A 13,832-nucleotide genomic window follows, 5' to 3' on the forward strand; every position below is an offset into this window, starting at 1 on the left:
CTTTTTGCGTACGGTCGCAATCAATAAGAGGCAGCATGAAGGTTTCCAAAGCACAGGCCGCAGAGAACCGGCAGGGCATCCTCGACGCGGCCTCCCGCCTGTACCGCGAGCGGGGGCTGACCGGCGTGGGCGTGGCCGACATCACGCGCGACGCGGGGCTCACCCATGGCGGGCTGTACCGGCATTTCGCGTCGAAAGACGCGCTGGTGCAAGAGGCCTGTGCGCGGGCGTTCGACTGGTCCATCGCCCCGCTGGACGGAGCCACCCCGAACACCACCATCGGCGAGCGCATCAAGAGCTACCTCTCGCCCCAGCACCGCGACTCGCCGGGCACGGGTTGCCCGGCCGCCGCGCTGGCGGTGGATGCCGCCCGGGCCGGCAGCGAGCTGTCAGAAGTGTTTGCCCAGGGCATCGAGCGCAACATCGGGCGTTTTGCGCAGTTGCTGACAGACAGCAGCGCCCCTATACCGCCAGAAGACCGAGCGCGCGCCATGCAAGTCCTGGCCACCATGGTCGGCGGGCTGGTGCTGGCCCGCGCCACTGCGGCGGCGCGGCCGGCGTTGTCCGATGAAATACTGACGACGCTGCAGGCCCAGTTGATCGGGCTGTTGGGCGAAGCGCCGCACCAAGGCCTCGAAGGTTGAGCCCCTTGAGGCGCTGGCGCTGCACGTGTCGCATGTACAAACGCTATCAAAAAAAGAGCTGCTAGCGCTTGATGATCAAGCGCTAGCAGCTCTTTGAAGCTCTATTGCACACCGGAACCGAGGCGAGGTCAGCCCCCCCTTTCCCGGATCAGGCCAGCGCCCTCAGGCGCAGCAGGCGTCGCCCCACGCGGGAGCCCCGTTGCCAACGGACGCACGGCGCCACCACGATGCAGGGCGGGCACTGGCAGCCTCGCCGCGCACCCAGCGGTACTGCAGGCGGCGGCCATTCAGGGGCTCGACCACCACCGATTGGCCTGCGGCCACGGGCAGCGACTGCCCGGCGCACAGGAACACATCGCTGCTGTCGCCCAGGCCCTTGCCCAGCGTGACCCAGGCTTGGCCTTCGGCGATGCGCAAGGTCATCGCAGCCTTGGGGGCCAGGCTGACCGCGGCGCCAGCGGCCACCGTGCCAGTGCCACCCGCTGCCGCACCCACAGCGCGGGAAGATGAAAACAGATGAAGAGCGTGAGAGGTTGTCATGGTTTTCTCCGGGTTAACCCTAGTAAGACCGTATGGTGCGCGGCTTGCAGAACAACGTCCAATGAAAAGCATGGCACCTATTGATGCTTTTCCTGCATATACGTTTCAAGCGGGCTTGCGCTGTAGCGGTGCTGCTATCCGATGCAGAGCAAACCGGGCCAGACCTGCGGCAAAGCGCCCGCCCGCGCCCGCCACATCCGCCAGCGCGGCACCCAGGGCACGCCCGCCTTGGCCCAGTGCATGCACCAGGTCGCGCAGCGGCTGCACCACACCACATTCCCAGTCGCGGGCAGCCAGGCTGGCGGACTGCGCCGTGGCGGGCGCCACCACGCTGTCCCAACGGAAAGCCACGGCATCGGCGTGCCCCGAGGGGTTCCAGGCTTCCATCACCACATGCTGGCCCGGTGCGATGACCAACCGGTCACCCGCCCGCAGCACGTGGTCTGCCGCCGCACCCGGAAAATCCGCCAGAGACCCGCTCAGGGTGAGCCAGACCTGCCCCTGCGCAATCTGCAACACACCATGGGTGTGCGGGCGCAGCGACAAAGCCTTGCCTGTGGTCAGTTTCCAGCAACCGGCCGCAGGACGGCCAGCCAGGCTGGCTTGCACGGATTGTTGCGATTCCAGATCGTTGCGGGGGGACATGGCAGGCTCCTTAGAGGACATCAAACAGGTGTTGCGATGACTGGATAGTGCGCTTCAGGCCGTTCCCAGTCCAATGAAAACGCGGTACGCTATTCATTCCATCAACGCATGAATCGTTTCCAGGACCCCTGCCATGGCCTCCGCCGAATATTCCCCCGCCGTCCTTCGCAGCCGCCCCGTGGCCATGGGCCACTGGCGCGCCTTTCTGGCGGTGGCCAAACACCTCAACTTCCGAGCAGCAGCCGATGAACTGGCGCTCACCCAGTCGGCAGTGAGCCGACAGATCCAGTCATTGGAAGAAGAAGTGGGTGTGGCGCTGTTCCTGCGCCACACGCGGGCGGTGGAGCTGACCAGCGCCGGTGCGCAGCTGCAGCGTGTCGTAGCCCCCGCGCTGGAGCGCATGGACGCCGCCGTGCGCCTGGTGCGGCAAACAGCCGGACGGCGCAGCGTGGCCATCACCACCTGGGCCAGCTTCGCATCGATGTGGCTGATTCCGCGCATGGAGGAGTTCCAGCGCGACAACCCGGGCATCGACATCCGCATTGATGCGAGCGACGTGCCGGTGGACCTGGAAACCTCGGACGTCGACCTGGCCCTGCGCTACACCCTGCCGGGCGCGGGCACGCAGGGTGCGCAGCGCCTGTTTGGCGAGCAGCTGGCAGTGGTGGCAAGCCCCTGGCTGCTCAAAAGCGGCAAGCCGCTGCGCACGCCGGCCGATGTGGCCCAGTTCACCTTGATCGAAGCAGGTGACGCGCACCGCAGCATGCACCTGGAATGGCTGAGCTGGCGCCGCTGGTTTGATACCTGCGACCTGACCAAGCTGCAGCCCCAGCGCTGGCTGTACTTCAACTATGCCCACCAGATCGTGCAGGCCGCCCTGGCCGGCCAAGGCTTGGCGCTGGCGCGCATGCCGCTGATTGCCGATGCACTGGCCTCCGGCGACTTGGTGGAGGTATTGCCCGGCTACCGCATTGATTCACCCTTGGCTTACTGGCTGATGGTGGGCCCACGCAGTGGCAACCGGCCGGAGATCAAGGCGTTTTGTGCCTGGCTGCAAATCCAGGCGCAGGCCACACGCGAGGCCATTGGGGATGTGCCGGACCCGGATCTGAATGACAACCTGGACGGGGCATGAAAAAAAGCGCCGGGCCTTGCGGCTTCAGCGCTTTTATTTTGATAGCTGCCAGCGCTTATCCATAAAGCGCTAGCGGCCATTTTTACCTATATTCAGGCCAAGGTCACCCGGGCGAACTTGCGCTTGCCCACTTGCACCACGTAGGTGCCCGCATCGAGCTTCAGGCCCTTGTCGCTGACCACGCTGCCATCCACGCGCACGCCGCCGCCGTCGATCAGGCGGTTGGCCTCGCTGCCGGACGGGGCCAGGTTGGCCTGCTTGAGCAAGGCACCGATGCCCAGCGGCGCACCCGACAGGGACACTTCGGGAATCTCATCGGGCACACCGCCCTTGCTGCGGTTGATGAAATCCTGCTCGGCCGCATCGGCCGCCGCGGCGCTATGGAAGCGCGCGGTGATTTCCTTGGCCAGCATGACCTTCGCGTCCTTGGGGTTGCGCCCGCCCGCAACCTCGGCCTTGAGCGCGGCGATCTCGGCCAGGCTCTTGAACGACAGCAGTGTGTACCAGTCCCACATCAGCGTGTCGCTGATCGACAGCACCTTGGAGAACATGGTGTTGGGCTCTTCGGCGATGCCGATGTAGTTGTTCTTGGACTTGGACATCTTGTCCACGCCGTCCAGGCCCACCAGCAGCGGCATGGTGAGCACGCACTGCGGTTCCTGGCCGTATTCCTGCTGCAGGTGGCGGCCCATGAGCAGGTTGAACTTCTGGTCGGTACCGCCCAGCTCCAGGTCGCTTTTCAGGGCCACCGAGTCGTAGCCCTGCATCAGCGGGTACAGAAACTCGTGCACCGCGATGGACTGGCCGGTGGTGAAGCGCTTGTGGAAATCGTCGCGCTCCATCATGCGCGCCACGGTGTACCGGGAGGCGAGCTGGATCATGCCGCTCGCGCCCAGGGGCTCGCTCCACTCGCTGTTGTAGCGGATCTCTGTCTTGGCCGGGTCCAGGACCATGCTGGCCTGCTTGTAGTAAGTCTCGGCGTTCACCTTGATCTGCTCGGGCGTAAGCGGCGGGCGCGTGCTGTTGCGGCCCGAGGGGTCGCCGATCAGGCTGGTGAAATCCCCGATCAGGAAAATCACCTGGTGGCCCAGATCTTGCAGTTGCCGCATCTTGTTCAGCACCACCGTGTGGCCGATGTGGATGTCGGGTGCCGTGGGGTCCAGCCCCAGTTTGATGCGCAGCGGCTGGCCTGTGGCCTCCGAGCGCGCCAGCTTCTTGACCCATTCGTCCTGCGGCAGCAGCTCTTGCACGCCGCGCAGCGAGATTTCGAGGGCCTGTCTTACACCATCAGAGACCGGGGTTGTTGTAACAGCAGATTGATTCATAAGGGTTTTTTGGGATGTCTAGACAGCATGCACCGCTATACTTCAGCCCACATTGCTTGAGGCGGATTCTAGTGGGCCCGCCGTTTCGACCTGTTTTTCACCATTCTGTCGAATGGCTGCAGCCTGACAGTCTGTGCTCCTGGCCTCGCCCCGTCTTCGCACCGGGGGAGTTTCAGGAAATCACGTTCACCCTGGGGATAGACCATTGATTCACGGCCTCACTACGGTCCGCACCGCCAGCACCGCTTTGCTTGACCGGCTGTCCAGCACGCTCCAACAACATCCCAAACGCATTACCGCCGCCGTTGCAGCCATCCTGCTGACGGGCGGCGGCGGTGCATTCGCCGTGGCGTCCTTTGCGCCCGACCCGGCCGAACTGCCGGTGCGCATGGTGAGCTACCCCGTCGAATCGCTGGCGGAGAACCTCGTACTGGGCGAGCTTGACGCCCCCGGCTTCTCGCTGTTCCGCTCCGAGCAGGTGCGCAGCAGCGACACCCCCGAATCGCTGCTGCAGCGCATGGGCGTGGCCGACCCGGCTGCCGCCGCCTTCATGCGTGGTGACACTCCTGTGCGACAAAACGTGCTCGGCCGCACCGGCCGTGTCGTTTCGGCCGAGACCACCGACGACCACCGTCTGGTCCGCATGACCGTGCGTTGGGTGCCGGACGACAGCGGCAACTTCCGCCGCCTCATCGTGGAACGCAAGGGCGACAACAAATTCACCTCGCGCATCGAGACCGCCAAGATGACGGCCAGCAGCCGGCTGTCGGGCGGCGTCATCAACAGCTCGCTGTTTGCCGCAACCGATGCGTCCAACATCCCCGACGGCGTCGCGGTGCAGATGGCCGAACTGTTCTCGGGCAACATCGACTTTCGCCGCTCGCTGCGCAAGGGCGACCGCTTCTCGGTGGTGTACGAAACCCTGGAAGCCGACGGGGAACCCCTCTCGAGCGGCCGCGTGCTGAGCGCCGAGTTCGTCAACAACGGCAAGACCCACCAAGCCATCTGGTTCCAGGAGCCCAATGCCGCCAAGGGCGCCTACTACACGCTGGACGGCGAGAGCATGCGCCGCGCCTACCTCACCTCACCGGTCGAGTTCTCGCGGGTGACCAGTGGCTTCAAGATGCGCCTGCACCCCATCCTGCAAACCTGGCGCGCCCACCTGGGCACCGACTTCGCAGCCCCCACCGGCACCGCAGTGCGCACCGTGGGCGATGGCGTGGTGGAGTTTGCGGGCGTGCAGAACGGCTTTGGCAATGTGGTCTTCGTGAAGCACCGCAACCAGCACGTCACCGTCTATGCCCACCTGAGCCGCATCGATGTGCGCCAGGGGCAGTCGGTGGAACAAGGCCAGACCCTGGGCGCCGTGGGCGCCACGGGCTGGGCCACCGGCCCGCACCTGCATTTCGAGTTCCGCGTGAACGGGGTGCACCAGGACCCGCAGACCATCGTGGCCCAGAGCGAGGCAGCCGCCCCGGTGTCGGCGGCTTCGCGCCCTGTATTTGATCGCCTTGCGGCCAGCATGCGCATCCAGTTGTCTGCCGCCGCACTGATCGAGCAGGCCAGCGCAGATTGATGTGAAGCCCCCCCTGAGTCGCTTCGCGCCTTTCCCCCACGGGGGGACGCCGCCAGCGCACGCAAGCGAAGCGCCGCATACGCGGCGCGGCGGCCCTTGCGCGGCGGCCGCTGACCTTCGCTGCGCCAGTTGCAAAGGCCTTGGCGCCTCTGGACGCGGGGCATTCCAGTCCACGCCTTCACAGTCCACACGGCTCCTGTGAGCGCATCCGAGTTGTACATCGGCCTGATGTCGGGCACCTCGCTCGACGGGATCGACGGGGTGCTGGCCGATTTTTCCGGCCCGCACTGCGTCGTCACCCACCATGCCAGCGCGCCCTTCGCGCCCGAGTTGCGGGCCGAACTGATGGCCCTCAACACCTCTGGCACCGACGAACTGCACCGCGCCGCGCTGGCGGGCAACGCCCTGTCACAGGCCTACGCGCAGGTGGTGCAGACGCTGCTCGAACAAAGCGGCCGGCCTGCCACGTCCATCCGCGCCATCGGCGCCCACGGACAGACGGTGCGCCACCGTCCCCAGGAATTCGATGGCACAGGCTACACGCTACAACTGGGCAGCCCCGCCCTGCTCGCGGAACGCACGGGCATCACCGTGGTCGCTGATTTCCGCAGCCGCGATGTGGCTGCGGGCGGGCAAGGTGCGCCCCTGGTACCTGCGTTCCACCAGGGCGTGTTCGGTCGTGCGGACGAGACCGTGCTCGTGCTCAACATCGGCGGCATCTCCAACCTCAGCGTGCTGGGCGCCGACGGCAATGTGCTGGGGTTTGACTGCGGCCCTGGCAACGCACTGATGGATGACTGGTGCCAGCGTCACACAGGCCATGCCTTTGACGCGGGGGGCGCCTGGGCGGCCAGCGGCCGGGTGCTGCCGACCTTGCTGGCCTCGCTGTTGGACGAACCTTTCTTGCGCAAACCGCCCCCCAAGAGCACGGGCCGCGATCTGTTCAACCCCCAGTGGCTCGCACACCACCTTCAGGCATTCGGAGATGCAAACCCGGTCGACGTGCAAGCAACCTTGACAGAATACACCGCTAGCGCTTGCTCCATAAGCATTAATAGCTACAAACAAGATAGCAAAATTGTGGCAGTGTGTGGGGGGGGCGCGCTCAACACGTACTTGATAGCCCGCCTGCAGGCAACCTGCCCCAGCGTGCAGGTTGCCGCCACCGATGCACTGTGCCTACCCGCCTTGCAGGTGGAAGCTGCAGCCTTTGCCTGGCTGGCCCGGCAGACGCTGCACGGATTGCCAGGCAATCTCGCCAGCGTCACAGGCGCAGCCGGCGCCCGGGTGCTGGGCGCGGTCTACCCGGCCTGATCGGAGCGGGGGCTGGTGGCTGCGCCCTCGAACCACAATCAACCATGGTCCGTCGCATCCGCCGTGGCGGCCACCTGGCTTCTGGCGCGGTCTTGCGGTGGCAGTTGCCAGAAGATGCCCGCCGAAGCCACGGTGATGAGCCCCATGCAGGCAAACGTGGCCTGAAATGCCATCAGGGTCTGGTGGACGGCGGCAGCGTGAAAGAAGTCGGTGAACGCCACCAGCACCGCCCCGGCGGCGGCCACCCCCATGCCCATGGCCACCATCTGCACCATCGACAGCAGGCTGTTGCCGCTGCTGGCCATGGTGTGCTCCAGATCCTTCAGGGTCACGGTGTTCATGGCGGTGAACTGCAGCGAGTTCACGGCGCCAAACACTGCCAGTTGCACGATGTGCACCCACAGCGGCTGCGTGGGAGTGGCCAGGCCAAAGCTGGCCATCACCAGCCCCACAAGCAGTGTGTTGCCGACCAACACCTGCCGATAGCCAAAGCGGGTGATCAGCGGCGTGGTGAACCGCTTCATCGACATCCCGGCCACGGCCACGGGCAGCATCATCATGCCGGCGTGCAAGGGCGAATAGCCCATGGTGACCTGCAGCAGCAACGGCACCAGAAACGGCATGCAGGAACTGCCCAGCCGCGAGAACAGATTGCCCAGCAAGCCGATGCGCAGGGTATCGACGGAAAACAGCCGGGGCGAAAACAAGGGGTCCGGCCGCCGCGCCGCGTGCAACCAGTACGCCACCAGGCTGGCCAGGCCAAAAATCATCAGAACCAGCACACCGGCCTGGCGCAAACCCAGGCTCGCCAGCCCGTCCAGCGCCAGAGACAGGGCGACCATCCCGAAAGCCAGCATCAGATAGCCCGCCAAGTCGAAGCGTGGCATCACGCTGGCGGGCTCGCCAGGCATATAGCGCCACGTGGCAATGCACCCTACCAGCCCCACCGGCACATTGATGAGAAATATCCAGTGCCAGGATGCGACCTCCACCAGCCAGCCGCCCAGCGTGGGGCCAATCAGTGGCCCGATCAGGCCCGGGATGGCCACGAAGCTCATGGCTTGCAAGAACCTTTCGCGCGGGAAAGTGCGCAAGACCACCAGCCGCCCCACCGGCAGCAGCAACGCCCCTCCGAGTCCCTGCACCACGCGCGCAGCCACCAGCTGGCTGAGGTTCTGCGCCAGGGCGCAGCACACCGATCCCGCCACAAAAAGCACGATCGCCGCCAGATACACGCGGCGTGCGCCGAAACGGTCCGCCACCCATCCCGAGGCAGGGATCAACATGGCCATGGCCAGGGAATAGGCCACCACCACCGATTGCATACGCAAGGGGCTCTCCCCCAGGCTTCGGGCCATGGCAGGCAGCGCGGTATTGACGATGGTGGCGTCCAGCGTCTGCATGAAGAAACCGATGGCCACCAACCACAAGAGCACCGTCAAGGATCTGTCTTGCTGCATCAGTGCTGTTCAGAAAAATCGGGACGGAGTGTCCCCATGAAAAAAGCCGCCCGGTTGGGCGGCTGATCTTATTTGCTCCAGGCCGCAGACACGACCTGGAACCCCCATGAATCTCAGGCAGAGAAACTGGAGCCACACCCGCACGTGGTGGTGGCGTTGGGGTTCTTGATGACGAACTGGGCGCCCTGCAGGTCTTCCTTGTAATCGATCTCGGCGCCCACCAGGTACTGGTAGCTCATGGCGTCGATCAGCAGCGACACGCCATTCTTGGTCATGGTGGTGTCGTCTTCGTTGGTGATCTCGTCGAAGGTGAAGCCGTACTGGAAGCCGGAGCAGCCGCCACCCTGCACGAAAACGCGCAGCTTCAGGTCGGGGTTGCCCTCTTCGGCAATCAGGTCCGCCACCTTGGCCGCCGCACTGTCCGTGAACAGGATGGGGGCAGGCATTTCGGTCTGGATGTTTTCGGCAACAGCGCTCATGGGGTACTCCGGGTTCAATGTTTGCGGTGAATAGTACTGCAGACCGCTCGGGAATTCAGATCACTGGCCGTTTGACGCTAACTTCAGTGGGGGCTTTTCCTCCACCAGCACGGCCACCGGGCACATCTGCCCGGCAATCACGGCACCCTGGTGCATCTCCAGCGCCTTGTAATGCACATTGCCGGTGATCTTGGCCTTGGGCTGCAGTTCGAGCAGTTCTGCGGCATGCACGGGCCCGATCACCTGGCCATTGATGATCACGTGGTCGGCATGCACCGCACCTTCGACGCGCGCCGTTTCGGAAATCACCAGGATGCTGGGCTGCTCGGAGCCCGCGCGGATGTCCCCCACCACCTCGCCATCGATGCGCATGCCTTCTGCGAAGTGCACATCCCCCTCAATCCGGGTGCCCTGCGCGACCAGGCTTTTGATCGGCGGCTGTTTTTTGCGGGAAAACATGGGTGAAAACTCCTGAAAGCGCATGCTCCGATCCAGAACATACAAAATAGAAAACGATGAGGGAGCCCAGAGAAGGTTGCCGTACTGCGCGTGCGAGGCGTCTGTAAGCCAATGGGAGCGTCAGGCTGCTCTCGGCCCGACCACAACCCTTTTACCTAGTCGATGGCCATCGCCTGGACGGCGCGAACCGTCGTGCCCTCCAGCACCCGGGCCGTCACGGTTTTTACCACGGCGCTGGGGGGCAGATCGAGCACACCTTCCACACGCCGGTATTGCTTGACCTGCAGAGGCTGCCCCTGGGCTGGCTGGGTCTGGGTCCAAGGCTTGCCATCCTGGGTGCCAGTCAGCACCAGCTCCAGCCGGCCATTGAATTCTGGGGCATTGCGCGCCGCCTGGATCACCAGAACCTGCCACCGCAGCTGCATCCCACCCAGCACTTCGGCCTGCAGGCTGCGGATCGCCAGCCCTTCGGTCTTTGCGGCGGGGATCAGTTTTTCAAAGAACCCCAGGTCTTCACGCAGCGTGCGGTTATCGGCCTCCAGCTGCCGAACCTGCGCCATCAGGCTTTCCTTGGCCGCCCGCTCGGCCACGAGCAGGCTCTCGGCCGTGTGGGCCACCGTCTGCTGCTCCTGGCCCTCGGCGCGCCAGCGGTCTACTTCTGCCCGCAACTGAATCAATTCGTCACGGGATACGGTGTCCAGACCTGCGATGGACTTTCCAAACTCGAAGGCCCACAGCGCTACCGCGGCACAAAAGCCGAAGACCACTGCCAGGGCCAGCCAGCGAAATGGCCAGGGCAAGGCACTGCGGATGGCGACCCGCGGGGCGCTGATCGTCAGCCGACGGCGCAGAAGGCGAAGGCGCATGGTGGGAGCAGGTGGATCATCAGGATGGCGCGGAGAAAAGAGCGCACCTTAAACGAAAAAACCGCCCTGAGGCGGTTTTTTGATCTGTAAAGCAGTCCGGGGACGCTTTCGCAGGGTGGGATGCCAGCCCGGAAGCTGACATCCACGCAGGACCCAGCCAGCTTAACGCTTGGAGAACTGCTTTGCGCGGCGTGCAGAGTGCAGACCGACCTTCTTACGTTCGACTTCACGGGCATCACGCGTCACGAAGCCAGCTTGGCTCAGGACGGGCTTGAGGGATGCGTCGTAATCGATCAGGGCGCGGGTGATACCGTGGCGGGCAGCGCCAGCCTGGCCGGATTCACCACCACCGTGCACGTTGATCTGGATGTCGAAGGTTTCGACATGGTTGGTCAACGCCAGGGGTTGCTTGGCAATCATGATCGAGGTTTCGCGGCCGAAATAGGACTGGATGTCCTTGCCGTTCACCGTGATCTTGCCGGAGCCTTTTTTCAGAAACACGCGGGCGACGCTGGACTTGCGACGGCCGGTGCCATTGTTCCATTCACCAATCATCTCAAGGCTCCTTAGATTTCCAGCACTTTGGGCTGCTGGGCGGTGTGGGGATGCTCAGCACCACCGTACACCTTGAGTTTCTTGATCATCGCGTAGCCAAGGGGGCCCTTGGGCAGCATGCCCTTGACAGCCTTTTCCAGCGCGCGGCCGGGGTGCTTGGCTTGCATGTCGCGGAAGTTCGTGGCCGTGATACCGCCGGGGTAACCCGAGTGGCGGTAGTACACCTTGTCCAGGGACTTGGTGCCGGTGACCTTGAGCTGGGCGGCGTTGATGATGACGATGAAGTCACCGGTATCGACGTGAGGCGTGTAAATGGCCTTGTGTTTGCCGCGCAAACGGAGAGCAACTTCGCTGGCTACTCGTCCGAGGACCTTGTCGGTCGCGTCAATCACAAACCACTCGTGCACAACCTCAGCGGGCTTTGCGCTGAAAGTAGTAGTCATGAGTTTTCTCTTCAAAAGAGGGTTTGGCGGGTCCTTTTCCACGGTCGGTGCTTCTCTGAAGGAAGCCTCTTAGGTGGGAGTCAGTCTTCGCCGCGGGACCACAAAAGCGCTGCGAAGCCCTCTATTATACGAAGTTGCCCACCTGTGGCGCAAGCCCGGTTCATCGCGGAACTCATTTCGACATCCCCGGGCGCTCGGCAGCGGCTAGTTGGGGGTCTGGCGGCGGCGCTGTTCTTCGGCCTCGTAGCGGCGGCGGTTCTCTACGCAGATGGGCTGGTTGGCCTGGGAAGGCTTCTGGCATTCCTGGTGGACGCACATAGGGCGAGACAGGAAATTGGCATCCGCGCAGGCCTCCTGCGGGCTGGGTACCCGTGGAGGTGGGCGGGGCTTGGGCTCGGCCACCACGGGCGGGGGTGGTGGCGGTGGTTCCTCACGCACCACAATCGGGGTGGGGGCGGGTTCAGGGACAACACGCCGAGTGACCCTGGGTGGCGTGCGCGGCGCAGACGCAGGAACCAACGCAGACGCTGGCACGGAGGCCGCTGCCGCCGCATCGCTCGCAACGCCATCCACCGCAGCGGATGCCCCGGTGGCCGGATTCGCCAGCGCAACCTCGACCACTGGGGGGGGCGGCGCGGCGGCAGGAGGTTCCGCCATCTCGGTGATGATGTCGTCCCGGGGAGCCTTGCTGCTCTGGACCCAGCGCAAGCCGGCAGCAGAAGCCACCACGGCAAAAACAGCAATTCCAAGCCAGACCATGGCGGGCGAACGCCGGGTCTTTTTTCCCGTTTTACTGTGGGGGCGGGGAATCTCCCGCTCCATCTGACGCTGCCGAGGCTCCGGCACATGCCGTGTGGTTGCGCCCTGCTTGTGATTGCCCGCAAGATCGTCATAGCGGGAGTCATCGGCGACCACCGTGTCTCCCGCGTCGATGAAGACCGTGTCGCCCGCCTCTGCCGCCACCGTGTCCGGCCCTCCCAACATCACGGTGTCTCCGCCCACATTCGGCTCGCCTGCGGGGCGGCCGTCCTCATCGGCATCGTGGGGAGATCCATCCTCGATTGCACGCAGTGCCTGGGCATGCATCTCTGCCACGATGCTGGGTGCCGATGTCACATCCACCGTGGGCGTTATCAGGCCAGGGCCAGGCTGGTCGGCAGGTTCCACCCAGATATCGCCCAGGTCGGTCCGGAAGTCGAAGTGCTCGCTCCCCTCCGGCGCGGAGGTCATCTCCATGAGCTGCAAGAACGCGTCGATGCTCTGCGGCCGGTCCTCTGGCTTCAGCGCCAACGACTGTGCGATCGCCGCAACGAAGGGCGGGGAATACTCCACGCCAAACTGCCGCTTGACGGTTCTGGCGACGCGGGAGAACGACACCATGCGATCACGGATGGAGCGCAAGGTCGCAGGCAGCGGCGTGTCATTGCACAGGCAGCCATGCACCACGGCAGCCAGGGAATACAGGTCGCTCCAGGGCCCCTGGCGCAGGTCCTCGTCGCCATCGGAGTACTGTTCGATGGGTGCGTAGTTGACCTTGAGGACGGCGGTGTGTTTGCGGTCCTGGTCGTTGATCGCATGCCGGGCAGCACCGAGGTCCAACAGCACAGGCGGGCCAATGTCCTGCAGGAAGATGTTGTCGGGCGAAATATCCCGGTGCAGGGTTTTGCCGTCGTGCAGCACCCGCAGGGCACCCAGCACGGACCACAGCACCTTGCGCAGCCAGATCTCGGGCGGCGGCGTGCGCATCTGGGCACGGGCCTGCTTGAAGGTCATGCCGCTATAGAGGGGCATGACCATGTAGGCGGTATTGTTGGCCTCCCAGAAGCGGAACACCTTGACGAGCGAAGGATGGTCAAACTGCGCCAGCAGGCGTGCCTCACCTACGAAAGAGGCCAAACCGGCTTGGAACGTTTGCTGGTCGGACGACGACCGGACCCACAACGACTGGCCCTGCGCCCGGCCCGCCAACGCCGACGGCATGTATTCCTTGATGGCCACCGCCCGGTGCAGCGAATGGTCAAAGGCCTTGTAAACCATGCCAAACCCACCGACCCCCAGGAGCGCCAGGATCTCGAATTCAGCAAGGCGGGTGCCCGGCGGCAGCGCATCCACATGGCTGACACCGCTGGCTGGGGCTTGGCTGAAACTTGCGATCATGGTGAAAAGGGTGTGGCGTGCATGCGAGCTTCGACGGAGATTGTGAGCGAACGGGTGCCAAAGCCGCTCCAAACGCAATCATGAAGCATGCCAGCATGCGCTACAGAAACAAAAGGCTTCCGGTCTGCCAAAAAAGTTACACACCCTGGTCAGAAAAGCGTGATTGTGCCGTGCCATGGTCCCAGGCAGCACCCAGCCCCATGACAAATTCGCATCGGACCATGATTCGTGGCC

14 protein-coding genes are annotated in these 13,832 nt (G+C 64.4%); 4 read left to right on the plus strand and 10 right to left on the minus strand.

Annotated features, from left to right (window positions below):
* The first annotated feature begins 35 nt into the window (after window positions 1-35).
* On the plus strand, window positions 36-644 hold the full coding sequence (locus tag ARADN35_RS0123780; RefSeq protein ID WP_010466633.1) for a TetR/AcrR family transcriptional regulator: 609 nt from the start codon (window positions 36-38) through the stop codon (window positions 642-644).
* A 162-nt stretch (window positions 645-806) separates the two neighbouring features.
* Here ARADN35_RS0123780 and ARADN35_RS0123785 read toward each other — a convergent pair whose 3' ends face one another.
* Both ARADN35_RS0123785 and ARADN35_RS0123790 read right to left on the minus strand, forming a co-directional pair.
* The gene (locus tag ARADN35_RS0123785) at window positions 807-1,184 is read right to left on the minus strand and encodes a DUF2917 domain-containing protein (protein WP_029414354.1); all 378 of its coding nucleotides are present in this window, start codon (window positions 1,182-1,184) and stop codon (window positions 807-809) included.
* A gap of 105 nt (window positions 1,185-1,289) precedes the next feature.
* Window positions 1,290-1,829: a DUF2917 domain-containing protein gene (locus ARADN35_RS0123790; protein ID WP_010466635.1), complete on the minus strand. Its 540-nt coding sequence runs from the start codon at window positions 1,827-1,829 to the stop codon at window positions 1,290-1,292.
* A gap of 133 nt (window positions 1,830-1,962) precedes the next feature.
* On the opposite strand from ARADN35_RS0123790, the gene ARADN35_RS0123795 reads away from it, so the two are divergent.
* Entirely contained in the window at window positions 1,963-2,964 is a 1,002-nt protein-coding gene (locus tag ARADN35_RS0123795) for a LysR substrate-binding domain-containing protein (protein WP_010466636.1), read from the plus strand.
* Window positions 2,965-3,056: 92 nt separating this feature from the next.
* Here the strand turns inward: ARADN35_RS0123795 and tyrS are convergent, their stop codons facing one another.
* A complete protein-coding gene (gene tyrS / locus ARADN35_RS0123800) occupies window positions 3,057-4,289 on the minus strand; it encodes a tyrosine--tRNA ligase (RefSeq protein WP_010466637.1) in 1,233 nt (410 codons plus the stop codon).
* A gap of 205 nt (window positions 4,290-4,494) precedes the next feature.
* Between tyrS and ARADN35_RS0123805 the strand changes: the two genes are divergently transcribed.
* Window positions 4,495-5,865, plus strand: coding sequence for a M23 family metallopeptidase (locus ARADN35_RS0123805; protein WP_010466638.1), 1,371 nt, complete (start codon window positions 4,495-4,497; stop codon window positions 5,863-5,865).
* A 198-nt stretch (window positions 5,866-6,063) separates the two neighbouring features.
* Window positions 6,064-7,179, plus strand: coding sequence for an anhydro-N-acetylmuramic acid kinase (locus ARADN35_RS0123810; protein WP_029414355.1), 1,116 nt, complete (start codon window positions 6,064-6,066; stop codon window positions 7,177-7,179).
* 38 nt (window positions 7,180-7,217) lie between these two features.
* Here ARADN35_RS0123810 and mdtD read toward each other — a convergent pair whose 3' ends face one another.
* The 7 genes from mdtD to ARADN35_RS0123845 form a co-directional block, all read right to left on the minus strand.
* A complete protein-coding gene (gene mdtD, locus ARADN35_RS0123815) occupies window positions 7,218-8,639 on the minus strand; it encodes a multidrug transporter subunit MdtD (RefSeq protein WP_029414356.1) in 1,422 nt (473 codons plus the stop codon).
* Between the two features lie 113 nt (window positions 8,640-8,752).
* Entirely contained in the window at window positions 8,753-9,118 is a 366-nt protein-coding gene (gene erpA, locus ARADN35_RS0123820) for an iron-sulfur cluster insertion protein ErpA (protein WP_008907234.1), read from the minus strand.
* Between the two features lie 60 nt (window positions 9,119-9,178).
* Window positions 9,179-9,577 (minus strand): bactofilin family protein, encoded by a 399-nt coding sequence (locus ARADN35_RS0123825; RefSeq protein ID WP_029414357.1) that lies wholly within the window; start codon window positions 9,575-9,577, stop codon window positions 9,179-9,181.
* Window positions 9,578-9,732: 155 nt separating this feature from the next.
* Complete coding sequence (locus tag ARADN35_RS0123830; protein WP_010466642.1) at window positions 9,733-10,443, minus strand: DUF6776 family protein; 711 nt, start codon at window positions 10,441-10,443, stop codon at window positions 9,733-9,735.
* A 162-nt stretch (window positions 10,444-10,605) separates the two neighbouring features.
* On the minus strand, window positions 10,606-10,998 hold the full coding sequence (rpsI, locus tag ARADN35_RS0123835) for a 30S ribosomal protein S9 (protein WP_005798582.1): 393 nt from the start codon (window positions 10,996-10,998) through the stop codon (window positions 10,606-10,608).
* An 11-nt stretch (window positions 10,999-11,009) separates the two neighbouring features.
* On the minus strand, window positions 11,010-11,441 hold the full coding sequence (rplM, locus tag ARADN35_RS0123840) for a 50S ribosomal protein L13 (RefSeq protein WP_008907237.1): 432 nt from the start codon (window positions 11,439-11,441) through the stop codon (window positions 11,010-11,012).
* Between the two features lie 204 nt (window positions 11,442-11,645).
* A complete protein-coding gene (locus ARADN35_RS0123845; RefSeq protein ID WP_010466643.1) occupies window positions 11,646-13,598 on the minus strand; it encodes a serine/threonine protein kinase in 1,953 nt (650 codons plus the stop codon).
* Window positions 13,599-13,832: the final 234 nt, after the last annotated feature.

Origin of the sequence: Acidovorax radicis N35 (assembly GCF_000204195.1) — a bacterium.
Taxonomy (GTDB): domain Bacteria; phylum Pseudomonadota; class Gammaproteobacteria; order Burkholderiales; family Burkholderiaceae_C; genus Acidovorax; species Acidovorax radicis.

Coding starts and splice junctions, on each gene's coding strand:
- rpsI (WP_005798582.1), bottom strand. CDS start 10,998: ATGATTGGTGAATGGAACAATGGCACCGGCCGTCGCAAGTCCAGCGTC.
- ARADN35_RS0123795 (WP_010466636.1), top strand. CDS start 1,963: ATGGCCTCCGCCGAATATTCCCCCGCCGTCCTTCGCAGCCGCCCCGTG.
- rplM (WP_008907237.1), bottom strand. CDS start 11,441: ATGACTACTACTTTCAGCGCAAAGCCCGCTGAGGTTGTGCACGAGTGG.
- ARADN35_RS0123780 (WP_010466633.1), top strand. CDS start 36: ATGAAGGTTTCCAAAGCACAGGCCGCAGAGAACCGGCAGGGCATCCTC.
- mdtD (WP_029414356.1), bottom strand. CDS start 8,639: ATGCAGCAAGACAGATCCTTGACGGTGCTCTTGTGGTTGGTGGCCATC.
- ARADN35_RS0123825 (WP_029414357.1), bottom strand. CDS start 9,577: ATGTTTTCCCGCAAAAAACAGCCGCCGATCAAAAGCCTGGTCGCGCAG.
- erpA (WP_008907234.1), bottom strand. CDS start 9,118: ATGAGCGCTGTTGCCGAAAACATCCAGACCGAAATGCCTGCCCCCATC.
- ARADN35_RS0123785 (WP_029414354.1), bottom strand. CDS start 1,184: ATGACAACCTCTCACGCTCTTCATCTGTTTTCATCTTCCCGCGCTGTG.
- ARADN35_RS0123845 (WP_010466643.1), bottom strand. CDS start 13,598: ATGATCGCAAGTTTCAGCCAAGCCCCAGCCAGCGGTGTCAGCCATGTG.
- ARADN35_RS0123790 (WP_010466635.1), bottom strand. CDS start 1,829: ATGTCCCCCCGCAACGATCTGGAATCGCAACAATCCGTGCAAGCCAGC.
- tyrS (WP_010466637.1), bottom strand. CDS start 4,289: ATGAATCAATCTGCTGTTACAACAACCCCGGTCTCTGATGGTGTAAGA.
- ARADN35_RS0123830 (WP_010466642.1), bottom strand. CDS start 10,443: ATGCGCCTTCGCCTTCTGCGCCGTCGGCTGACGATCAGCGCCCCGCGG.